24 protein-coding genes are annotated in these 23,234 nt (G+C 41.9%); 13 read left to right on the top strand and 11 right to left on the bottom strand.

The window, feature by feature from the left end; genetic code table 11:
* Window positions 1–14: 14 nt before the first annotated feature.
* From H735_RS24475 to H735_RS24455, 5 genes are read right to left on the bottom strand one after another with little or no spacing between them, the layout of a single operon-like run.
* Window positions 15–941 carry a glycosyl transferase family 90 gene (locus H735_RS24475; protein WP_020195873.1) on the bottom strand — a complete coding sequence of 309 codons (927 nt, stop codon included), beginning with the start codon at window positions 939–941 and terminating at the stop codon, window positions 15–17.
* Complete coding sequence (gene coaD, locus H735_RS24470; RefSeq protein ID WP_012126816.1) at window positions 938–1,417, bottom strand: pantetheine-phosphate adenylyltransferase; 480 nt, start codon at window positions 1,415–1,417, stop codon at window positions 938–940. The genes H735_RS24475 and coaD overlap by 4 nt, the downstream gene beginning before the upstream one ends.
* Window positions 1,414–2,445 carry a glycosyltransferase family 4 protein gene (locus H735_RS24465; protein WP_020195872.1) on the bottom strand — a complete coding sequence of 344 codons (1,032 nt, stop codon included), beginning with the start codon at window positions 2,443–2,445 and terminating at the stop codon, window positions 1,414–1,416. The genes coaD and H735_RS24465 overlap by 4 nt, the downstream gene beginning before the upstream one ends.
* Before the next feature lies 1 nt (window position 2,446).
* On the bottom strand, window positions 2,447–3,229 hold the full coding sequence (locus tag H735_RS24460) for a glycosyltransferase family 2 protein (RefSeq protein ID WP_020195871.1): 783 nt from the start codon (window positions 3,227–3,229) through the stop codon (window positions 2,447–2,449).
* Between the two features lie 38 nt (window positions 3,230–3,267).
* The gene (locus H735_RS24455; RefSeq protein WP_020195870.1) at window positions 3,268–4,323 is read right to left on the bottom strand and encodes a glycosyltransferase family 9 protein; all 1,056 of its coding nucleotides are present in this window, start codon (window positions 4,321–4,323) and stop codon (window positions 3,268–3,270) included.
* A gap of 103 nt (window positions 4,324–4,426) precedes the next feature.
* Between H735_RS24455 and H735_RS24450 the strand changes: the two genes are divergently transcribed.
* From H735_RS24450 to H735_RS24390, 13 genes are read left to right on the top strand one after another with little or no spacing between them, the layout of a single operon-like run.
* Window positions 4,427–4,831, top strand: coding sequence for a diacylglycerol kinase (locus H735_RS24450; protein WP_020195869.1), 405 nt, complete (start codon window positions 4,427–4,429; stop codon window positions 4,829–4,831).
* 27 nt (window positions 4,832–4,858) lie between these two features.
* Window positions 4,859–5,575 carry a 3-deoxy-D-manno-octulosonic acid kinase gene (locus H735_RS24445; RefSeq protein ID WP_020195868.1) on the top strand — a complete coding sequence of 239 codons (717 nt, stop codon included), beginning with the start codon at window positions 4,859–4,861 and terminating at the stop codon, window positions 5,573–5,575.
* 3 nt (window positions 5,576–5,578) lie between these two features.
* Complete coding sequence (locus tag H735_RS24440; RefSeq protein WP_005428216.1) at window positions 5,579–6,304, top strand: glycosyltransferase family 25 protein; 726 nt, start codon at window positions 5,579–5,581, stop codon at window positions 6,302–6,304.
* A 1-nt stretch (window position 6,305) separates the two neighbouring features.
* Window positions 6,306–6,764: a serine acetyltransferase gene (locus H735_RS24435; protein WP_020195867.1), complete on the top strand. Its 459-nt coding sequence runs from the start codon at window positions 6,306–6,308 to the stop codon at window positions 6,762–6,764.
* A gap of 23 nt (window positions 6,765–6,787) precedes the next feature.
* Window positions 6,788–7,978: a UDP-N-acetylglucosamine 4,6-dehydratase gene (locus H735_RS24430; protein ID WP_020195866.1), complete on the top strand. Its 1,191-nt coding sequence runs from the start codon at window positions 6,788–6,790 to the stop codon at window positions 7,976–7,978.
* A gap of 12 nt (window positions 7,979–7,990) precedes the next feature.
* Window positions 7,991–9,142, top strand: a complete 1,152-nt coding sequence (locus H735_RS24425) for a LegC family aminotransferase (protein ID WP_020195865.1) — start codon at window positions 7,991–7,993, stop codon at window positions 9,140–9,142.
* Window positions 9,142–10,134 (top strand): GNAT family N-acetyltransferase, encoded by a 993-nt coding sequence (locus tag H735_RS24420; RefSeq protein WP_020195864.1) that lies wholly within the window; start codon window positions 9,142–9,144, stop codon window positions 10,132–10,134. Before H735_RS24425 ends, H735_RS24420 begins: the two co-directional genes overlap by 1 nt.
* A gap of 8 nt (window positions 10,135–10,142) precedes the next feature.
* Window positions 10,143–11,144, top strand: a complete 1,002-nt coding sequence (neuB, locus tag H735_RS24415; RefSeq protein WP_020195863.1) for an N-acetylneuraminate synthase — start codon at window positions 10,143–10,145, stop codon at window positions 11,142–11,144.
* Complete coding sequence (gene neuC / locus H735_RS24410) at window positions 11,144–12,307, top strand: UDP-N-acetylglucosamine 2-epimerase (protein ID WP_020195862.1); 1,164 nt, start codon at window positions 11,144–11,146, stop codon at window positions 12,305–12,307. Before neuB ends, neuC begins: the two co-directional genes overlap by 1 nt.
* Window positions 12,291–13,277: a pyridoxal phosphate-dependent transferase gene (locus H735_RS24405; protein ID WP_020195861.1), complete on the top strand. Its 987-nt coding sequence runs from the start codon at window positions 12,291–12,293 to the stop codon at window positions 13,275–13,277. Before neuC ends, H735_RS24405 begins: the two co-directional genes overlap by 17 nt.
* On the top strand, window positions 13,274–13,777 hold the full coding sequence (locus H735_RS24400; protein ID WP_020195860.1) for a GNAT family N-acetyltransferase: 504 nt from the start codon (window positions 13,274–13,276) through the stop codon (window positions 13,775–13,777). Before H735_RS24405 ends, H735_RS24400 begins: the two co-directional genes overlap by 4 nt.
* Window positions 13,774–14,832 (top strand): nucleotidyltransferase family protein, encoded by a 1,059-nt coding sequence (locus H735_RS24395; RefSeq protein ID WP_020195859.1) that lies wholly within the window; start codon window positions 13,774–13,776, stop codon window positions 14,830–14,832. The genes H735_RS24400 and H735_RS24395 overlap by 4 nt, the downstream gene beginning before the upstream one ends.
* Window positions 14,832–15,524 (top strand): acylneuraminate cytidylyltransferase family protein, encoded by a 693-nt coding sequence (locus tag H735_RS24390; RefSeq protein ID WP_020195858.1) that lies wholly within the window; start codon window positions 14,832–14,834, stop codon window positions 15,522–15,524. The genes H735_RS24395 and H735_RS24390 overlap by 1 nt, the downstream gene beginning before the upstream one ends.
* Here H735_RS24390 and H735_RS24385 read toward each other — a convergent pair whose 3' ends face one another.
* The 6 genes from H735_RS24385 to H735_RS24360 all read right to left on the bottom strand — a co-directional run bounded on the left by H735_RS24385 (window position 15,525) and on the right by H735_RS24360 (window position 23,234).
* On the bottom strand, window positions 15,525–16,520 hold the full coding sequence (locus tag H735_RS24385; protein WP_012126835.1) for a polysialyltransferase family glycosyltransferase: 996 nt from the start codon (window positions 16,518–16,520) through the stop codon (window positions 15,525–15,527).
* A gap of 3 nt (window positions 16,521–16,523) precedes the next feature.
* Window positions 16,524–17,789, bottom strand: coding sequence for a lipid IV(A) 3-deoxy-D-manno-octulosonic acid transferase (gene waaA / locus H735_RS24380; protein WP_020195857.1), 1,266 nt, complete (start codon window positions 17,787–17,789; stop codon window positions 16,524–16,526).
* Complete coding sequence (gene waaF, locus H735_RS24375) at window positions 17,783–18,841, bottom strand: lipopolysaccharide heptosyltransferase II (RefSeq protein ID WP_020195856.1); 1,059 nt, start codon at window positions 18,839–18,841, stop codon at window positions 17,783–17,785. Before waaF ends, waaA begins: the two co-directional genes overlap by 7 nt.
* The gene (gene lpxM, locus H735_RS24370) at window positions 18,838–19,827 is read right to left on the bottom strand and encodes a lauroyl-Kdo(2)-lipid IV(A) myristoyltransferase (RefSeq protein WP_020195855.1); all 990 of its coding nucleotides are present in this window, start codon (window positions 19,825–19,827) and stop codon (window positions 18,838–18,840) included. Before lpxM ends, waaF begins: the two co-directional genes overlap by 4 nt.
* A 115-nt stretch (window positions 19,828–19,942) precedes the next feature.
* The gene (rfaD, locus tag H735_RS24365) at window positions 19,943–20,884 is read right to left on the bottom strand and encodes an ADP-glyceromanno-heptose 6-epimerase (RefSeq protein WP_020195854.1); all 942 of its coding nucleotides are present in this window, start codon (window positions 20,882–20,884) and stop codon (window positions 19,943–19,945) included.
* Between the two features lie 151 nt (window positions 20,885–21,035).
* Window positions 21,036–23,234, bottom strand: a complete 2,199-nt coding sequence (locus H735_RS24360) for a YjbH domain-containing protein (RefSeq protein WP_027726666.1) — start codon at window positions 23,232–23,234, stop codon at window positions 21,036–21,038.

Below are 23,234 nucleotides of genomic sequence, written 5' to 3'. Positions count from 1 at the left end.
GAGGAAGGACAAGATTACATTTGTCCTGATTTTTCGAAGTATTTTTTCGCGACCAATAATGAAATTAAACGCTCGCGTTTTTGATCTCGGAACTGATCGATCCATGCGTGAGCGTTTTTGATGATGCTTTCAGCTTCTTTTGGATGCGCGATGTAGTACTCCATTTTCTCAATTAAATCAGAGTAGTCATCCGCAACTTCAACATAGTGAATGCCCGCTTCGAGGCGACCCTCCATAAACCAAGTTTCGCAAGTTGGCTTCGACATGAGCACTAGTGAATTTGAGGACATTGCCCATTTAAGGTTGGTGGCAACGTCATTTCCTTCAATGGCCAAAAGGAACTTGTAAGTAAGTTGCTCTTCTATTGACATAAACTCTTTCTCCCATGGGTTTCTATCTAAAGGTCGAGTCTGGCCAATATTGCACATTGGATGATCATGAAATTTCTGTAACACAACCTGTCTACGTGGTTGGAATCCTACACCACGCCAAGCTACCATATTTTTCTTTGCTTCAAATGACAATTTATCGCGAACAAAGTAAAAGTGTCGAATTGCATTTAATTTTAATATTACTGAGTTGCCATTATCGTCGCTAATGGGGCGACTTTTCACAAATGTCGGCTCATCTGGGACGTGTCGAACATCACCGTTGAGGTAATGAAAAGCGAAGTTTGACGGAAAGCCTTTAATGACTTTGAGTAAATCGAAGTAATATGTTGTCCCACTAGTTTTCTTAAAACTACCGACTTTAGTTCCTTTATTGCCTACTTCAAATTGCTCTATGATCTTGTTGTAATATTTGACTCTAGCTTGAATGTCACTTTGCTCATTGTCGTCGTATGCCTTTAGCTTTCTTTTGGCATACAGTCGAAAAAGCGAGGCGGGAATGAGCGATATTAATGAGTTGCTGGAATAGTATTTGAATTTAGTGAAGCTCATTTGGCTACCTTTGTTTTGATAGCTGTATAAACACATTTTGGCACAAACTGCTCGACATCACCGCCATGGATTGCTACTTCACGGACGATGGTAGAAGAGAGAAAAGCATACTCTTCTGCAGGTGTCAGGAACACGCTCTCAACACCTGGTAATAGTTTGCGGTACATGCTCGTCAGGCCAAATTCGTATTCAAAGTCGACAGTTGTTCTAAGGCCGCGCACCAGCACATTTGCTTCTTGCTCACGAGCAAAATCAACCAGTAAGCCACTAAAACCAGCGGTTGAGACATTACTTAAGTGCGCTGTTGATTCTTCAACAAGTTTTACTCGTTCTTCTAGGCTAAACAGTGTTTTTTTCGAAGGACTTGCTGCGACACCGATAATAATTTGATCGAACATGTTTGCGGCACGCGTAATGATATCTAGGTGGCCGTTAGTGATTGGGTCAAATGTTCCTGGGTAAATGACTTTTTTCATCGTAAAACTTTCTCGTAAACATCTACGTATTGGTTAGCAGTGTAGTTGATATCAAATAACTTCAGTTTCTCTTGCCCATTGGCGATGAATTCTTGTTGAAGCTTTTCATCTTGAGCGATCTTCATTATTGCATTCGCCAACTCTTGCGCATTACCTGGTTCAACAAGTAAGCCGTTTGAATTGTGGTCGATGATGTCAGGGATACCACCTGCATTAGTACCTATAACAGGTAAACCAGAGCCCATGCCTTCCAAAATGACAGAGCCCAGCCCCTCTGTGTAAGAAGGATGAACCTGCAAATCTGCCGCAGCAAACCAATCACCCATATTGCTTTGTTTTCCCTCGAAACTGATGTTAGTTAGGCCTTGTGCTTGAGACTCAAGAGCCTCTCTCTCTGAGCCATCACCTAGCAAACAAAAATGGACAAAGGGTGCGGATTTTTCTAACAGCCTTGCCGCGTCGACAGTGACATTGAAGCCTTTATGTTTCAGCATGTTTGCTCCATGTATCACTATAAATTTGCCTGCGAAGCGGTCTCTAATTGCTTGTACAGTTGCAGCGTTAGCAGGGTATGTCACCGGTGAACTTGGGATTTTGTAGGTTACTGAAGTCGGGTAAGCGTCTTTCACTCTCTGAACTATTTCAGTACTTAAACCTACCACAGCGGAGGCTTTCGAATAGGCTAAGTTTGCCAACCATTTCTTTTTCAATGCGTTGTCGATTCGGCGAGTGACGATATATGGTTTGCCGTAGAGCATATGTTGGATCAGAGCCCAATAAATGGCACGTCCCTCATGCACATGGATCAGAGCACAATCCTCAGTGATAGATTTTGAGTGTGCTTTGGTAAAGTGGTTCGCTAATACCACTTTAACGCCTAACGCTTTTACCGCATCGGCGAAAGGGCCTTTAGGGTTTGCAACAACTGTCAGTTGATAGCCGAGCTTTACTTGCTGCTTAATGAGTTGCAGCGTCTGATTCTCGCCACCATGGTATCCAGAAGCTAAGTTAACGTGGCAAATGTTCATGTTATTGCTCTTTATTATGTTTTTTGACGTAATCACGCAGCCACAGGTCTGCATAGCGAGTAAAGGTTGTATTTGCACTCAGTACGGCGAGTAAAAAACCATGTCGACCATCTAAGAAGCCACGTTTGATAATATACATTTTGAAGAAACGGAAGAAACCATGGGTAAATGCACTAAAAAGTGAGGCTGACTTTTTACCTTCACGCTGGTCTGCCCAAGATTGCATGTACAGTTGGGTTTTTCGCGTGTACTCGCCAAGCTTTTCATAAGTAAAATGCTTCAAACGGCCATTTAACGAAACTACTTTAAAGCCATCGGGAATAACAACGCTTTCATGAACGAGCGCGTCGTTATATTTCGTTTCTGATGTTTTGTATAAACGTACAACCCAATCAGGCGACCAGCCTGAGTAACGAATCTCTTTTGCAAAGGCTGTCGTCAGTCGGTTCACACGATAAATGTTTTTATCGCAGTGTTGGCTGATTGCGTTGAGTATGTCTTGGCGTAATTCATCGGTAACACGCTCATCGGCATCCAACCAAAGCACGAAATCCGATTCCACATAGTCTTGAGCAAGTTGGCGTTGTTTGCCAAACCCAGGCCATTCTAAATTTGTATAAAACTTATCAGTATACTGCCTAGCGATTTCTTCAGTGGTATCAGTGCTACCTGAATCTAGAAGAACAATCTCATCGACCCAATCTTTTACTGTGTCTAGACAAGCTTTCAGGTGCTTCTCTTCATTTTTTACGATCAACGCGACGGCTAAGGTAGGTTTAGACAAGGTAGTTTCCTTCTTAAACAATCTTCTACAGGTATAATTTACTGATATTGTGGATACAAATCTTCTACGACTTGGTCGAACATAGCGACGACACGGTCGCTTGTAATGCGGTTCATTGCGGCTTCATCCTTTGCTCGGGTTCGCCAACTTAATTCTTGGCTAGTCTTTCCTGTTTCTGCAAGAATCACTTCTTCATATACAGATACGGCATACTTTAAAAAGCGATAAGGGCCTACTCGAATAGGATTGTGATGGGCATATAAACCAATAATCGGTGTATTCATTGCACTCGCCATGTGGGCTGGGCCAGTATCTGGTGCTATCACCATCTCCACCTTATCGATTAAAGCTAGCATTTGTAGGATGGAGCTTTCTCCTACTAAGTTTAAACAAGGTTCACGCAACAGAGCTTGAATCTCATTTGCTAGGTCAACTTCGACCTTTGCAGGACTGCCGGCTAGTATGACATTCCAGCCTTTCTTTCGCGCATGATTAATGACATCCACATAACCCTTCGCGTTCCAGTTCTTGTAGGCTTTACTTGCTCCGGGAACCAATAATAAGTTTGGTTTCACCGTATCTAGTTTTGTCTTAGCCCAAGTACCATCCTGTTCTGAGTAAGATAAAGACCAAGATAGTTCCGATTGAGGTACTCCAATCTGATTGGCAAACGCCATTAAACCATCCGCAACATGCAAAGAGCTTGGTGAAGGAACTTTGACATTGGTGAACAAAGTTTGAAAATCTTGGCTGCGGTCAGAAGAGAACCCAAGTTTGTATTTCGCTTTGATACCCAACGTCGCCACGCTCGCTCGAATGGCATATTGCATATGAAGCAAAGCATCAAACTCGCGTCCTTTGAGTTGCTTCCACAATGACTTGTAGCCATCAAGTCCTGCTTTTTTATCAAAAACAATCACTTCAACGTCATCTATCGCTTGTAGCAATTGAGCTTCAAGTTTGCCAGTAATCCAAGTGATATGGGTCTCAGGCCATTGTTTTTGAATCGCTTGAACCGTCGCGATAGTATTACAAACGTCACCAATTGCAGATAAACGCAATATACAGAGTGAAGAAGGGGCAGAAGTGAACATAGTTATTGTCTGATCAGATAAATAGATGCAGGTAAATTATGCAGACATCCCCAATAAATGTAAAATACACCGCTTCTATACTGAGCACTGACGAGTCTTCGCAATGTCAAATAGCCAACAACATCAATCTCCAAATTCGGGTAAACCTGGAAACACTGGTTTAAAGCGCATCATCAAAGCGACGGGATATTCTGCGAAAGGCTTAAGGGCGGCGTTTAAACATGAAGCGGCGATTAGACAAGAGCTTGTGATGCTAGCCATTGCCATCGTTTTGGTCTGTGTTTTTGACTTGAGTGTCATAGAACGCATTTTGATGCTTGGTGTCGTCGTTCTTGTTCTGATTGTTGAGTTGATCAACTCCGCGATAGAGGCGGTAGTGGATCGCGTGGGTGTCGAGCATCATGAATTGAGTGGGCGAGCAAAAGATATCGGCTCAGCGGCGGTTATGGTGGCATTAGCGTTCGCTGGATTCACATGGCTGTATATCTTGCTTAGTCTGTATCTCTAAATCACTTTATCTGTGAGTATCAAAGATATGATTCAAACTTCACAACAAGGTAATTGCACGATTTGGTTTGATGATGAAATCATTTCAGACCCAACATTGCCATTGTTTGATGCCGGCTATTGGCAAGAACAAGGTAAAATCTTGGGCAGCGCTTCTGGTCGGGGAACAACCTGGTTTGTTCAACTCGACTCTATGCAAGCAGCCCTTCGACATTATCGCCGAGGTGGCCTATTCGGCAAACTTGTGAAAGACCAATACTGGTTTTCTGGTTGGGAACAAACTCGTAGTGCTCAGGAGTTAAATCTTTTGCAGATTTTGATAGATGCCGGCGTTAATGTTCCTCGCCCGATTGCCGCGCGAGCAGTTAAAACAGGTTTGACTTACCAAGCGGGTCTGCTCAGCGAAAGAATCCCAAATGCCAGAGATTTGGTCAGTATTTTGCGAGAAAAACCATTACCGGAAGTGATGTACCAGAAGATTGGGCAAGAAATTGCCAAGATGCATAGAGCTAACGTGAACCATACCGACTTGAACATTCATAACATCTTAATTGATGATCAAGACAAGGTCTGGATTATCGACTTTGATAAGTGCTTTTCATCTACAGATACTAAGGTTTCTAAAGAGAACTTAGAGCGACTATTGCGCTCATTTAATAAAGAAAAAGGTAAATGCGCGATTGCGTGGAGCCTCCAAGATTTTGACTGTTTGCTAAGCGGTTACCACCAAAGTAATAAAGGATAGAGAATGCGTACGTTTGTGATTAGTTTGGAAAGCGCAGTTGAGCGCCGCGCGCATATCGAAGCTCAATTTGCTGGTGTAGAGCAAGACTTTGAGTTTTTTGATGCAATAGATGGACGTAAAGGCGAGCATCCTCTGTTTAGCAAGTACAACGTTGAGAAAAGACTTAGAGTGAAAGGCTATGGAATGACACCAGGTGAATTGGGGTGCTTCGCCAGTCACTATTTGCTTTGGGAAAAGTGCCTAGAGTTAAATGAGCCGATTGTTGTCATTGAGGATGATGCTCAACTAGAAGAATGTTTTGATGATTCGATGAAAAACATCAACGAGCTCCAACCATATGGTTATGTTCGTTTATTTGTTAATGGACGCAAACGGCCATTCGTCAAAATTGGTTCATATAAATCTCATGATGTCGTCGAGTATTTACGAGGCCCAGGCGCAACTCGATCTTACTTCGTCACTCCAATGGCAGCAAAAAGGTTCATTGAATCTGCTCAAGAATGGCTACTGCCTGTTGATGATTACATGGACCAGTTTTGGTCAAATGAAGTTGCATGCCGAGGCATAATGCCAGGTATCGTTAAGAATGAAACAGATTTTGATTCTAGTGTCGGTAAGCTCGAGAAGAGTAATAAAATGAATCGACTTACGCGCGAGTTGTACTCTATTCAGTGTGCTCTTTGGCGTAAGTGGCATTTATTTCGTAACCCACCGAAGAAGGTCAAATAGAATGCTTAAACTATTGATAAAATGGCTTTCTACGTCTGAACCCTCAAATAAGTTTCGCGCCGAATTAGATCTAATGTTTTGGGGGACGCAACACTCTCGTTTTATACGCAAGCGTTTTCAAAGACGTATTTTTTATGTTTACAACTGTGATGTTAGCCATTTAGCCGACATTCATCCAACAGTCTTGTTTCCTCACCCTTGTGGAATTGTGATCGGTTCGCAAGCAAAAGTGGAAAAAGGATGTCGAATTTATCAACAAGTCACGATTGGCAGCAACTTTGACTCCGATAACTCGATGGCTCACGTGTCAGAAAATACTTACATTGGCAGTGGGGCAAAGATCATTGGTGGGATTTCAATTGGTAAGAATTGTTACGTTGGAGCAAATGCGGTCATCACAAAAAACGTGGCTGATAACAGCTCGATAGTGGGCGATAATAAAAGTATTACGGCTAGATAGCCTCAAATAGAGAAAGAATAGCAATGACTTCAATATTAAACCTGATTGGCCGAACTGAGGCTTTGTTTGATCAAGACATTCAGCATCATGAATCTGAATTGTCACGCATTGTTTCTGCGTCAAGTTTCCTTGTTCTGGGTGGCGCTGGCTCTATCGGACAAGCGGTAACTAAAGAGATTTTTAAACGTAACCCTAAGAAGCTACATGTTGTCGATATTAGTGAAAACAATATGGTAGAGCTTGTTCGAGATATCCGTAGCTCATTTGGTTATATTGATGGTGACTTCCAAACATTTGCTTTGGACATTGGTTCTCTAGAGTACGACGCATTCATCAAAGCTGATGGTAAGTTCGATTATGTATTGAACCTCTCTGCGCTTAAGCATGTTAGAAGTGAAAAAGATCCTTACACACTGATGCGCATGATCGATGTGAATGTTTTTAATACCGACAAAACGATCCAGCAGTCTATTGATGCTGGCGCGAAAAAGTATTTCTGTGTTTCAACAGATAAAGCTGCAAACCCAGTCAATATGATGGGAGCATCCAAACGTATTATGGAAATGTTCCTGATGCGTAAAAGCGAGCAAATGGCAATCTCAACGGCTCGATTTGCAAATGTGGCATTCTCTGATGGCTCGCTACTTCACGGATTTAACCAACGTATTCAAAAGCGCCAACCTATCGTGGCCCCAAACGACATCAAGCGTTACTTTGTTACCCCTCAAGAGTCGGGAGAACTATGTTTAATGTCTTGTATCTTTGGCGAAAACCGTGACATTTTCTTCCCGAAACTGAGTGAAGCTCTACATCTTATTTCGTTTGCAGATATCGCGGTGAAATACCTAGAGCAACTTGGTTTTGAACCTCACCTATGTGAAACAGAAGAAGAAGCTCGTCAACTTGCACATACACTTCCAGAGCAGGGCAAGTGGCCATGTTTGTTTACTGCAAGTGATACAACGGGTGAAAAAGACTTCGAAGAGTTTTTTACAGATAAAGAAGATCTGGATATGTCTCGATTCGAAAATCTGGGCATCATCAAAAATGAACCTCTTTATGAGCAAGAGCTTCTTACTTTGTTTGAAAACAGCATCTCTGAGATGAAAGGTGAGCGAGCTTGGACTAAAGAGCAGATTGTGAAACTGTTCTTTACCATGATCCCTGATTTTGGGCACAAAGAAACAGGTAAATACCTCGATAGCAAGATGTAAGTGGAGCATTCAATGAAAGCGACATCTATTGTTGAATTTGTGAGAGATACTTACAAAACAGACGAATTTATTCCCTTACATGCACCGACTTTCGATGGCAACGAAAAAGCGTACGTAATGGAAACGATTGAAAGTACATTTGTTTCTAGCGTCGGTAAGTTTGTTGATGATTTTGAGAAAAAAATTGAAACTTACACTGGTACGGCTAAAGCTGTAGCGACAGTGAATGGTACAGCAGCATTGCATGCTGCATTGTACATGGCTGATGTTCAAAGAGGCGACTTGGTCGTCACGCAAGCTTTGACTTTTGTTGCAACCTGCAATGCTCTTTATCATATGGGGGCTGAGCCTATTTTTCTAGATGTATCTCCAGTGAGTTTAGGGTTGTGCCCTAAGGCTGTGGATGCATTTTTAGAAGAGAATGCTGAAGTCACCGACGCGGGGTGTATCCATAAAAAAACAGGTAGAAGAATCAAAGCCGTTGTACCAATGCACACGTTTGGCCACCCTGTAGAGCTTGATGAACTGGTTGCTGTTTGTTTGAAATGGAACATCACGTTGGTTGAAGATGCCGCAGAAAGTCTAGGCTCGTTTTATAAGGGCAAACACACCGGTACTATTGGTGATTTTGGTGCTGTCAGCTTCAATGGCAATAAGATCATCACCACAGGCGGTGGTGGCATGGTGTTATGTAAGACTCAAGAATTAGGTGTGCGAACTAAGCATGTTACTACGACAGCAAAAGTTCCTCATCCGTATGAGTTCTTCCATGATGAACCTGGTTTCAACTATCGTATGCCAAACCTGAATGCAGCTCTAGGGTGTGCTCAGATGGAAGTTATCGAGCAGTACCTAAAACAAAAGAGAGTGCTTGCTGAAGGTTACAATGACTTTTTTAAAGGTTCAGACATCAAGTTTGTCACTGAGCCTGAATATGCGCAGTCAAACTATTGGTTAAATGCGATCATTTGCTCGGATAAAGAAAGCCGTGAAGAGATCCTCAGTGTCACAAATGATTCTGGAGTGATGACTCGGCCAATTTGGCAGCTTATGCATAGATTGCCTATGTTTGAGAATTCAATACGTGGTGACCTAACGTATTCTGAGTTTATTGAGGCGCACCTAATTAATTTGCCTAGTACTCCAATACTTCGAGCTAGATGATGACTGATATTACAATTAGAAATTTACCCTCAGATATCTATTACCAACGAGCATATTCCGCGTTGTATGAAGGTGAATGTGAACACTTTGAATTCAAGTATGAAGAAGGTGATTCCAATGTGCAGTTTAGTGCTCTAAAACGCCGTATCAAAAATGTTTCAGGCAAAGAAATTGACGAAGAGTTATATGATTTAGAGACTCCATATGGTTACGGTGGTCCAGTTTCGAACTCATTAGATGAGCCGTTTTTATGTCGTGCTTTTGGTGCCTACAGAGATTTCTGTAAAGAGCAAAACATAGTATGTGAATTTATCCGTTTTCATCCATTTAATTCTTTAGGGAATATGGCCTCGCTTTTCGAAATGAACTTACCAGAAAGGCAAGTGGTCATTGTTGATTTGGAAAAAAGCACAGAAGAACGACGCAAGTTATATTCAAAAACGACAAGAAACATAATAAAAAAGGCTGAGAAAAAACTCACAATAGAGACGGGCTCAGTCGAGCTTTCCAGCTTTATGGAAATGTATTACGAAACGATGCAGAAAAACTCTGCAAGTGACTTTTTTTATTTCCAAGAAGATTATTTTAATGCTCTGAGCGCTCTGGAAGGAGTCGACTTACTAGCAACGAAGAAAGAGAGTACTTTCGCCTCTATCGGCTTTTTTATGTGCGGGAAAGAATTAGCTCACTATCATTTGTCGGCGAACAACCAAGCGTTAGCCAAAGAAAATGGTAACTACCTGCTACTTGATGCCGCCTTTGAACATGCCAAAAGCAAGGGTTGCCGTTATATGATGCTGGGTGGTGGTAGAACGTCTTCTCCTGATGACAGCCTGTTTAAGTTTAAGTCGAAGTTCTCACCACTTACGATGCCATTCTACATTGCGGGCTTAGACTTTCTTCCTGAAAAACGTCAAATGCTGAATCAAATGTGGGCTGAACAACATAAAGATGTAAGCCCTCCAAAACTATTTCAATTATACCGAGCTTAGAGGTAACCATGACAAACAAGACTTTTATCATCGCAGAAGCGGGTGTAAACCATAATGGTGACTTTGAGCTAGCAAAGAAATTGATTGATGCAGCCGTAGAAGCTGGCGTTGACGCTGTAAAATTCCAAACATGGAAAACAGAGCTGCTGGTTACGGAAGATGCGCAAATGGCCGAGTATCAAGTAGAGAATACTCAGCGAGAAGAGACGCAGTTTGAGATGCTGAAGCGTTTAGAGCTTAGCTACAATGATTTTTCAGATTTGAAGGCTTACTGTGACTCAAAAGCGATTACTTTTATGTCTACGCCAGATGAAGAGCAAAGCGCAACATTTCTTGATCAGCTGCAAAATGTCTTCAAAATTGGCTCTGGTGAATTAACCAATACACCATTCTTACGTCATATCGCTAGCTTTAAAAAGCCAGTTATTCTATCTACTGGAATGGGTTACTTACATGAAGTTGAACATGCAATCATGACCCTAGTTGATGCAGGCTTAACTCTAGGTGACATTACAGTTTTGCATGCGACGACAGATTACCCTACTGCACCAGAAGATGTTAATTTAGCGGCGATGTTAACGATAGAAAAGGCCTTCCCAGGTATTACAGTCGGATACTCTGACCATACTTTAGGCATCGAAATTCCCGTTGCAGCCGTGGCAATGGGAGCAAAGGTTATTGAAAAGCACTTTACACTAGACAACACTATGGAAGGACCAGACCATAAAGCGAGCCTTGAACCACAAGAGCTGTCAGATATGGTCACATCAATTCGTAATATTGAAAAAGCGCTTGGTTCAGGTTGGAAAGTACCGACAAAAACAGAGCAGGCTAATCGAAATGTTGTTAGAAAAAGTATTGTTGCAGGACAAGAGATCTCAGCAGGGCAGTTGATTACTCCTGATATGCTAGAAATTAAACGCCCTGGTAATGGCATCTCTCCAACAAGATGGGATGAAGTCGTTGGCTCTGTAGCCCAAAAAGACTACCAAATTGGAGAGCTAATCTGATGAGAAAAATCTGTGTCGTGACGGCTACGAGAGCTGAGTATGGTTTATTAAAATGTCTATTGGAAGACATTGAAAATGCTCCAGAGCTAGAGTTGCAGATCATTTCAACAGGCAGCCACCTGTCTCCTGAATTTGGCCTGACGAATCAGCAAATTCTTGATGATGGATTTTGTGTAAACAAGAAAATAGAAATATTGTTGTCATCAGATACTCCAATCGGAGTTAACAAAAGCATGGGGCTTGCGCAGATCAGCTTCGCTGAAGCATTTGATGAATTGCAGCCAGACATCGTGGTTGTATTAGGTGATCGTTACGAGTTAATCCCGATTGTTTCTGCCGCAAATATTGCGCGTATTCCAGTGGCTCACTTAAGTGGCGGAGAGCTAACAGAAGGCGCGATCGACGAACTGATTCGTCACGCAGTGACCAAATTGTCTCATTTACACTTTACCGCAATGGATGAATATTCAACGCGTGTTATTCAAATGGGAGAGTTGCCAGAAAGAGTGTTTACGGTTGGGGAAGTCGGCTTAGATAACTTGCTGCGCATGCAGTTGATGTCCAAAGAAGAATTTGAAAACTCGATAGATTGTAAGCTGAAAGCAAAAAACTTGCTATTTACCTATCATCCAGAGACCACTCAGAATGTTGAAGAGGTTGAACGTGACTTCTCTGAGATTCTGTCAGGTTTTGACAATCTCAATGACACGTTAATCATATTTACTAAGGCAAATGCTGATGTTGGTGGTCGTTTGATTAATAAAATGATCGATGCTTATGTTGCAGAGAATAGTGACAAAGCGATTGCATTTACTTCGCTGGGGCAGCTCAGGTATTTATCAGCATTACAATACGTTGATGCCGTGGTCGGGAACTCATCTAGCGGTATCGTAGAGGCGCCATCGTTTAAACTTGCCACTATTAATATCGGCGATCGCCAGAAAGGAAGAGTGAGAGCGAACAGTACTCTTGATGTAGCCGTAAGCGCCACCGAAATCTCGTCTGCTTTAGACCAAGTGTATAGCGTTGCATTTAAAGAATCTCTATTGCAAATAGTGAACCCTTACGGACAGGGAAATAGTTCTAAAAAAGTGGTAGATGTTCTGAGAGCTGTTGATTTGAATAGTTTAAAAACTAAGCCATTTTATGATGTTAAATACTGAAAATAGAACGATAGGCGGTGAGCAAGAGCTTGCCAAGGATGGTCTCTTTTATGGAGTGACGAATAGTGGGCGTTCTTCGCTAAGATGGGCTGTTCGCTCAATGTCACTTCAGGGGAAAAGGGTTCTTGTTCCAGACTTTGTATGTCAAATTGTTGTTGATGTATTACTAGAATTTGATATCGAAGTACTATTTTATGCAGTTCAAGATAACTTCGAATTCGATTTTTCTGATGATTATCAAGATATTAGTGCAATATATTTAGTTAAGTATTTTGGTCATGAGAGTACTTCGTTTCTCAATTTGATAGAGTGCTCTCAAGTTCCATTCATTATCGATGATGTTTTTGGTGTCGAGCCTCCTAAGGTCTTGGCTGATGTACAGTGGTGTTACTTTAATAGCCTAAGAAAAATAACCGCAATAGCTGATTTCAGCCAACTGATATCAAACGTGCCATTAGAACGATTGAATAAGTTATGTTTGTCAGAATTTTCAGAGATCAAATATCAAGCAAAAAGCATAAAGGCTAAGTTTCTCAGTAATTCTATCGGTAATGAGAGTGATTACTTATCATCTTTTTCATATGCCGAAAATTTGTTGGATAGCGGTGTTGGAATCTATGAACCAGAAGATAAAAGTACGGTTCTAGCATGTCAGTTCTATAGTGATAAACACGTAGAATTAAAGATACGTAAAGAAAATCTGACGACCGCCAAAGAACTTCTTAGAAGCGACCAATATATAGATATTAATGTGAACTTCCCCTCTTTCTTGCCACTACTGTTAGCTAATCGCGATAAAGTGAGAAAGGGACTGATGGAGCATTCAATCTTTTTGGCGATTCACTGGCCTGAAGTTGAGCAGGTTTCAAATCAGTTATCAGAAAACGTTCTTTCCTTACCTTTGGATAGTCGATATACGCAAAAAGATATCTCACGAATTTGTAACTTGATTAAGAAACTAGATAAATGAATGAAGAAAAATTAGAGCTGAAGCTCGCTAGTTATGAATATTTTGAAAGCTTTTTTCGATTGAGAAGCCAACCCCAAAATATCTACTGGTCGGGCTTTTCTGAGGCTCCTATTAAAGAAAAACTAGAGCATCATTTTTTTGCGGCCATCGAGAGTAGCTCTAGAGAGTTCTACCTTTTATGTGAAAAGGGTGAAGCGATAGGTTATTTGTATATAGATTATAATTCTTATGCTGACGAAGTTGAGATCGCATATGGTATATCTTCTGAGAAGAGTGGTCGTGGGTTAGCAAAGTTCATGATCAAGGAAGGATTATCTGCAACGAAATATAAAGTCGATAAAGTAATCGCCTGGATTGCAACTTCAAATATCCCTTCTATTAAATCGGTTGAATCATTAGGATTTATAAAAACGGTAGAAGAAGAAGTTCGATCTTTTAATCAAGAAGTCGAGCCAGTAAAATTCTGTAAGTTCATAAAGATTTATGGTGATTGTCAATGAGTCACGAGTGGAAAAATGTGCTGCTAGAACCTTCAGCAACAATTCTAGAAGCATTAGAAATTATCAACAAAGAAGCCTTGCGCGTTGCTTTAGTGGTTGATAACGAGCAGCACTTAGTTGGGGTCGTAACAGATGGTGATATCCGAAGAGGGTTGTTAAGAAATCTCCCACTCACAGACCCAATTGCAATGGTTATGAACACCAGTCCTACCACTGCTGATGTTAATGCAGAAAGAGAAGTGCTTATTGACCTAATGGAGTCAAAAGGCATTCTCTCCGTTCCTTTAATTGAGAATTATAGGGTTGTTGGTTTAGAAACCTTGCAAGGTGCACTTTGTAAACCTAGGTATGAAAACCCAGTGTTTATTATGGCTGGTGGTTTTGGTACCCGTCTTAAACCCTTAACCGATACTTGTCCTAAACCTATGCTAAAAGTTGGTGGTAAACCGATCCTTGAAACGTTGATACGTAACTTTATAAAAGCGGGTTTCCAAAACTTTTATATTTCGACTCACTACATGCCAGAGCAAATTGAGAACTACTTTGGAGATGGTACCGACCTAGGCGTGAATATCACTTACGTTCATGAAGATGAGCCACTTGGTACCGGAGGGGCTCTGGGGCTTCTACCCGATGATCTACCGAAAGGTTTACCGCTCATAATGATGAATGGTGATGTACTTACGAAGGTGGATTTTCAGCGCCTACTTGATTTCCATAACGAAAATCAAGCTGATGCGACAATGTGTGTGCGAGAGTACGATTATCAGATCCCTTATGGTGTGATCAATGGAGAAGGTAACAAAATAACGAGTATGGTCGAAAAACCAATTCAACGTTTCTTTGTCAATGCTGGTATTTATGTGGTTTCTCCACAAGTGATTAACTCGGTTCCCCAAAATCACAAAATTGATATGCCAACTTTGCTAGAGCAGCACATGGAGCAAAGAAACAATATCCTAATGTTTCCTATTCATGAGTATTGGCTTGATATCGGTCGTATGGATGATTTTAATCGCGCACAAGCGGATATCCACAGCTTGGGGATGTTCTAATGATTGATGGAAAAAAGGTATTAGCGTTTATCCCTGCTCGAGGAGGGAGTAAACGGTTACCAAGAAAGAATATCTTGCCAATTGCAGGGAAGCCATTAATTGGTTGGTCTATTGATGCAGCTAAAGGTAGTGAGTATATTGATGATATCTTTATAAGCACAGATGATCAGGAGATCGCTGATGTAGCTGCAGATTTAGGGATTCCTGCGCCTGAACTTCGTCCAGAGCACTTAGCTTCTGATACTGCATCGACAGCGAATGTCCTGACGTACACCTTGGAAAAATTTGGTACTGGTTTTGATATAGTCATTTTACTCCAACCCACATCGCCGTTGCGTACCTCACAGCATATCGATCAGGCTCTGGAGCTATTTATTGAGAAACAAGCTTTTTCTGTTGTATCTGTGACACCTTGCGAGCATCCTCCACTTTGGTCAAATATATTGCCAGATAATGGTTCAATGGAAAACTTTATTCGACCAGAAGCTCTAAAGCGTTCTCAAGATTTAGGTAGCTTTTATCGCTTCAATGGTGCGATTTATATATTTGATGTTGAAAAATTACTCGAATACCAAGAGATCTGCTATACAAGTGAGTCCTTTGCTTTTGTGATGGAAAACAAGGACTCATTCGATATTGATCAGCAGTTGGATTTTGAATTAGCAGAGTATTTTCTGAATAAAAGGTCTTAATTATAGGTCTTCAAAGCTATTAATTTTTTTTACATTAATAGCTTTGAATTGTCTTCTTAGTTCTGCTCGAAACACTTTATCAGGGTAGTCGTCGGATATCGTATAAATGGGCATATCTGGATAGAGTAGTCTGCAAGTAAACATTACAGTGGAGTAAGTCCCTACGAATCCAGAGAGCTCAATACCTTTATCGATTAACTCTATTTCTAGAGGATATTCACTACGGTGGTATATAATGTAGCTTTTTCCCTGTAGCGCCTCTTTTACTTCATCTCGCTCTGTTCGGTGAGGGAAGTATATAATTTTTCGATTGCTAGACTTAGCAAGAGTATCAATCTCTTCAATGTATTGTGATACCGATTTTTGATACTTGTCACCAATAGCCCCTTGTCCTATATAGCCAATTGGGGCATCTCTGTTATATAGAGATGGGTTACCATACTCCCCCTTTAATCTGCTCAGGGAATTCTTATGTACTTTATGTGCTATTGGGTTTAAGTTGAACATCGTAAAAACTTCTAGATTATCAGAAGGTTTTAAATGACCAATTGGTTTACATCCATTAAGACGCACTACTAAATCTTGAAGGAACCTTGGGCGGTAAAAGTCTTGTTTAGGCAGTATATACTTCGGATACTCCGACAGTGTAAGCGTACCATCATCAAAATAGATTTGTTTCTCTATATTGAGGTTTTTTAGTATTAGTTTTGTTCGCCAGGCATTAAATTCAGCATAGAAAAAACGTTGTATCGAACGCCCATTTAGGGCTTTCTTGATCTCTTTGATTGCTTTAGGGACAGCAATACTGCGGTTTCCCCTATCAATGGTGATGATATTTTGCCACTCTTTAGTATTAAAAAGTCGGTTTTGTTGCTCTAAACCAAGCGTACTTTTTTGGTTTACCAACAGTAAGATCGCCTCTTGGCTGTTAAAGAATGTTTTAGCCTCTAATGCACAAACATACTGCATGGGTGATGTAACAACAAAAAGATCCATAGTTTATAAAGTTACCTTATCCAGAGTTTTTTGTAATGAGCCTTGGTTTGAGTTTACGACAGAAAGTAGGCTTACCTTTACTTGATGGTAAGCACTTTCATTTTGAATTAGATCCTTTATTTCAATTGCAAGGGTGTTTGCGTTTGAAGTAATAGCTATCGCAGAAAAAGATACCATCTTGTCGACAATTTCTTGGAAATTAAAATAGCTCGGCCCAGTGATGACTGGCACACCTAAAGCCGCAGACTCTAGAACATTATGCCCACCAACTTTATCGCCAATCAAACTACCACCCATAAAGCAAATGTCGGCTGATCCAATCAAGGTAAGCATCTCACCCATGGTATCTCCAAGATAAACTTGGGTCGATGTTGTTACTTCTTCTTGGCTTGTACGTCGAGCAGTTTCAAAGCCTTGACCTTGGCAAAGCTCAAATACATCTTCGAATCGCTCTGGATGCCGTGGAACAAGGATTAAAAGTGCATTTGGGTGCCATTCTAAGATTTTTTTGTGGGCTTCTAATACCTGCTCATCTTCGCCTTTATGAGTGCTGGCTGCAATCCAAATCGGGCGCTCTAATCCGAGAGCATTCCTTAGCGATTTAGCTTTTTCTCTTACGTCGTTCGATATCTGGATATCAAACTTTATCGAGCCAGTGACAAAAAGTTTGTTTTTCTCGACACCTAAACGTTCGAAACGCTCAGCATCTGACTCCGTCTGGCAAAGGACCTTATCTATGCAAGGGGGTAATAGGTCAAACAGAGGCTGCACTTTTGCGTAGTTCCTACACGATTTTTCAGAGAGGCGAGCGTTGACCACTATGATAGGGATTCCTGCATTGTGGACTTTATTAAGCGTGTTTGGCCAAAGTTCGGTTTCGATTATCAACATTTGCTTTGGGCGTATTGCCTTTAGAAAACCTTTCACAGCAAAACCGAAATCGATAGGCATATAGCGGTGTTCCACTAAGTCGCCCAACTTAGCAATTTGTTCCGCACCAGTACTGGTTGTGGTGGTGACCAAAATAGGTTGGGTTGGGTTTTGCTTTTTCAACTCTTTAATGAGTGGGATAGCGGCGATACTTTCACCGACCGAAACCGCATGAATCCAAATGGGGCGCTCAGTTGTCTCTAGTTTTGGGGTTCTACCAAAATGCTCTTTCCATCGTTCACCAAATTTGGGCTTGTTTGGTTTACTTTTATATAAACCAAATAAAAGGAAAGGGGACGCAAGGGCAAGTAGCAATGTGTAAAAAATGCGGATTAGCATGAACTTACCGTTATCGCTTCAAGTTTTTGGATGCTGTTTAGCACCTGTTTTGGTGATAACTCAGTTAAACACTTAAGATGCTTAAACTCACACTCACGCTTAAAGCAGGGACGGCAGTCAATATCGGTGTGAACAATCTCTACCTTTTCCGCAAGCGGTGGTGTGTATTTTGGTGATGTGGAACCATAGACCGCAACGACGTTACAACCAACGGCAGCTGCCACGTGCATAAGTCCTGAGTCGTTCGCGATGACAGTGTGGCATGCTGCTAGAAGATCAACTGCTTCAATCAGGCTCGTTTGCCCTGCCAAAACATGAATCTGGTGCTGGTATTCTTGAGGTACTAATTGCTTGATGTTGTTACAGGTCTCAAGGTCTTTTTGAGAACCAAATAGCCACACTTGCTTTCCTGCATTTGCCATTGCTGACGCGACTTCTGCGTAATGTGTTTCAGGCCATTTTTTCGCAGGACCAAACTCTGCTCCTGGGCACAGGCCAACAACAGGTGCCTCTTGATTGAGGTTAAACTTAGTAATCGCTTCAGCTTGCTCTTTTTTATCAATAAACAGGCTAGGGCGAGGTAGGGTTTCTAAACCACCCAATGAGGATGAGTCGATCATCTCTTCTTGTGAGTAAGCTAATGCCACATAGCGTTCAACCATGAACTGAAAAGACTTCATGTTTGGTCGCAAGTCATTAAGTAAACCGTAACGCATTTCACCTTTCCAACCAGTACGAAGAGGAATGTTTGCGAAGCACGGGATAAGAGCAGATTTTGCAGACTTCGGCAGGATGTATGCGTGGTCGTACTGTTTTTCTCGTAATGATTTACCGATTTCGCGACGACCGAGTAAGTTGAATTCACCATGACCAATAGGCATTTCAATAGCTTGATGGATTTCTGGCATGCGCTCAAGAATTGGTTTGCACCAACCAGGTGCAATTACATCAATTTGGCTTTCTGGATGGAGTTGCTTTAAGACGATATAAAGAGACTGCGACATCACCATATCGCCAACCCAAGAAGGGCCAATAATTAAGATTTTTTTCATTTGCTTATTTGCCAGTCAGTGTTGTATCTCGGTTTAAATAGGTTGTAATAGTTATTGCCGTCTTCTTGAGAGTGCAGAAGTTGTAGCACCCACATGTATTGTTCTGGTTTATTTGCAACAAAGTACTCGATCGCTTGATTACAAGTGCGAGCGTCTTGTTCTTCGCCTTTATCTAGCTCAAACGCCGGTAAGATTTCGATATCAAACGTACCATCTTCTGTGTTCATAGAAGCAAACATAGGTAACACTTTAGCGCGTGATAGTTTGGCAATTTTACCTAAGCCTGGAAGCGTTGCTTTTCTGGTCGCAAAGAAATCGACAAAAACGCTGTGTTCAGGACCATGATCCTGATCGGGTAAGTAATAGCCAATGTAACCGTCACGAACTGATTTCAAAAACGGCTTAACACCACCAGAGCGCTCATAAACACGACCGCCATATTGCACACGTTGTTCGTGCATTAGCCAATCAGCCACTTCATTTTTCTGCTTTTTTGCCATTGCAGAGACGGGCATTCCCATCGAAGCAAGCAACACCGCAGGAATATCAATCGCCCATGAGTGTGGAACCATCAAAATGACTTTCTCATCATTGTCGATGTGTTTTTGTAGGATGTCTAAACCTCGGATTTGGCAACGCTGCTGTAACCATTTAGATGAGCGTAAGCTTAGTAAGCTGAAACGGAAAAAGAACAATGCTGCGGTATAAAGCGTTTTTTCAATCAGTGCTTCGCGCTCTTCAAATGATTTCTCTGGGAAGCACAGCTCAAAGTTGACACGAGCTCGGTGAGCCGGACCTTTGTGCGATTTAGCCAGTTTCTTCGCAATGGCTTTTGCTAGCCATTTCTGAACCCCTAAAGGTAATAAAGCAAGCGGCAAAGAAAGGGCAACGCCTATCCATGTCCCCCAATACTTCGGCGCTAAAAAGTGGCGCTCAAATTCAGGGTTATAAGCTTTAGGATCGAAATCATCACGTTGATTAGTCATGAAGTTTTAAGTACCTATATTTTTGAAGAAAGGCGATTGGGGGTCTGTAGAAATGATACTAGTAATCGTATCAGAGTAAAGGTGGTAGAGAGTTAACTACCACCTTTGAAGGGAATTAACGGTTTTGAATCGCTAGGTATTCAGCAACACCCTCAGCTACCGTTTTGAATTCTACATCACAACCAGCTGCACGAAGCTTAGTTAGGTCCGCTTGAGTGAATTCTTGGTAAGCGCCTTTTAGGTGGTCAGGGAACGGAATGGTTTGGATTTCACCCTTGTTGTGGTGTTTGACCACTGCTTTTGCTACTTCTTCAAAAGATTCTGCACGACCAGTACCGCAGTTGAAGATGCCAGAAACTCCATTTTCTAGGAACCAAAGGTTTACTTTGCACACATCACCAACGTAAACGAAGTCGCGTTTGAATGATTCGCTGCCTGCAAATAATTTAGGGTTTTCACCAGCATTGATTTGGTTATTTAGGTGGAAGGCTACCGATGCCATGCTGCCTTTGTGATCTTCACGTGGACCGTACACATTGAAGTAGCGGAAACCAGTGATTTGAGAAAGCTGTTCACCATGCTCTTGGGCATCTTGCCATAGGCGACGCACATAGTTATCAAATTGCTGTTTTGAGTAACCGTATACATTAAGTGCGCCTTCGTATTTACGTTCTTCAACAAACGTTTCTGTTTCGCCGTATGTTGCTGCTGAGGATGCGTATAGGAATGGAATTTCACGATCTAGACAGTAATGAAGCAACTCTTTCGAGTACTCATAGTTGTTTAGCATCATGTATTTGCCGTCCCACTCGGTTGTCGCAGAACAAGCACCCTCATGGAAGATAGCTTCGATAGGACCGAAGTCGTCACCTGCCATGATTTGAGTAAGGAAGTCATCACGATCCACGTAATCTGTGATATCAAGATCAACTAAGTTTTTAAACTTCTTGCCATTTTTTAGGTTGTCGACAACCAGAATATCGTTAATACCTGCTTCGTTCAGTGCTTTAACAATGTTGCTGCCGATCATGCCAGCACCACCAGTTACGATGATCATAAGACTTCCACCATAGATTAAAATTTTCTCAGGAAGTTTAGCAGAGTTAAGCCTTTAGGTGCTAGTACTAGGGTAAGTCCTTGTCATTAGCTAAACAAAAAGGAAGCCGAAGCTCCCTTTGTTTTAGTTGAATAGTTTAGTCAGAGCTATATTATTTTTCGTCTGACGTATTTGGGCGTTGGTACCAAGGATTACGCTCATCCGTCAGCTCAATTAGGCTGTACTTACGACCGAGTTTCTGACCGCCATCGCGAGTCAATGGCTGCCAGCTAAAGTTTGCACGGTTGTTGCTTGGTTTCACCGTCATTATGTCAAATGGAATCGAAATGTAGAAACCTTTCGTAAAGCTACCTTCGCCGAATTCTTCAGCAGATAAGTCGGTAAATGAGGCGAAAGCACCTGCAATCACGCCACTCTTGAATTGCTTAGACACGTTCACTTGCGTACCTACATCACCCGCTAGGAACTGGCCCACATCGACTTGGATCATCAAATCTTGTAGGAAATCCCATTGAGGGTAGTAGTAACCAGACACAAAGCCAGTAAAGCCTTTATCTACCACTTGGAATGGGCGGCCGTATTCAGGGATATGCTGCCACTTCTCATCGTAAACACCAAAGTAGCTTTCAGGATCACGTTGAGAAACTAAGTTAACATCAGCACCAAGCGCCCAGTTTGCGCCTTTTGGACGGTACAAGAATTCGGTACCTACACCCGCAAACATGCTTTCTAGGTAACCTGCATAGAATTGCTGGTCCATGGTATCGGAGTACTCTTGGAACCAAGTCAATTGAAGGTTCGACATAGTTACCGCGTGTTCATTCTGATAAGCACGGAACATAGTACGTACACGTGGGACGCTTGTGCCATCAGGTGGTGTTACGTAGTTAAACTTGTCGTAGTTATTGTACCAATCCCAGTAAAGTGAGCCGCCGATTTCTAGATTGTCCGTTAGCCAGTAAGAAGTGTTGCCGCTCAAACCAACACTAAACAAGTAGAAGTCTTCTGGGTTACCCAAGGTTTGAGCCAGTTTTGGTGCAAAGCCCCAATCAAAACGCTCAAACCCATCGTAAGCAGGTTTGCCCTGAGGCTTATTGCTTGATGTAGACGTCGCATCTTCAATAGTCGGGTTGATGTAGTTAACTTCTGCAAAGTCACGGTACTTATCTTTTGAGATAACCGTTTGATCACCGAGCAAGCCACGGCTGCGTTCATTGATAGTAAAGGTATCAATGTTGTCTGGCATTTCGTTGTAAAGGACTGCCGCTGCTTTTTCATGAGCTTCCTTGCGATCACGATACTTTTTCTGCTCGCCAACAACCGAAACGGTATTGTCTTCAACATAGAGCTGGGTATTTTGGTAGCCAGCAATCTTATCCAGCTCCTCAGTAACACGTTCCCAATCTACATCAGACAGTTGCTCTGGTTGCTTTTCTTCAACTTCTGGTGTTGGTGTATCACGCCAGAAAGACGGCATTTCATTGAAGTTAGTATAAAGACTCACACCAGCAACCAACGTGTCGCCACGTTCATAACTCAAACGCAGATCCGCCATGTGGCCTAAACGATAAAGTATACCAAAGTTCCAAGGGGTGTGGGGCGTCATGTCTATGCCACCGCGTACCACAGGAAAATCTTCGCTGTAGTCATTACTGTCGTATTCAAGCTTGAAGCGCAGTGGTGCATGTAGTGTTTGATATTCCACACCACCAAATAGAGCTGCCGGTCCTTTAAACCAACGCTCAAAATCTACGCTACCGCCATTGCCTTTAAAGTCGGAAGGTCGCTCACAGAAACTGTCTGACAACTTACAAGCGGGGTTACTGATATTGTCACGCGTTCCAAGGTAACCCCAGCCCATACCTAAGGTAAAATCAAAGGTACCAAGGTTAGGGTTAGAGTAACGTTTTGTTGCAGCAACAAACTCACCATCAAACAGGCCAGTACCCGCAAAGTCACGAATACCAACAGACAGCTCTGGTAAGTACTCAGACTCTTCTAATAAGCGAACTTTAAAATCGATACCTTTATCGGTGTATTCATTGTCACCAGAAAAATTAGGGTCTTCGCTGTAAAGAACATCTTTTGCAGTAGTGTAGCGAATTGTAGTCTCTAACCATGGCATCACTTGTAGAGTCACATTGTAAAACGTGTACTCATTGCTATTGTTAATAGCAAAGTTGAACTCGCCCTCAGGTGCCATACGGCCGGTTGGCATTTGCATTAAGCCCACACCACCAAAATCCATCTGTGAAGGTTGTAATGGCGGTGCCTCAAAAGGCATATCTTGAGCCCAAACCAACGCTGGACCCATTAAAGAAAGCGATAAACTGGTTCTTATCAGGTTCAT

It is taken from the genome of Vibrio owensii CAIM 1854 = LMG 25443 (genome assembly GCF_000817815.1).
Taxonomy (GTDB): Bacteria; Pseudomonadota; Gammaproteobacteria; order Enterobacterales; family Vibrionaceae; genus Vibrio; species Vibrio owensii.
Note: the sequence above shows the minus strand (reverse complement) of the source record. Positions and strands in the feature narration are given on the sequence as shown.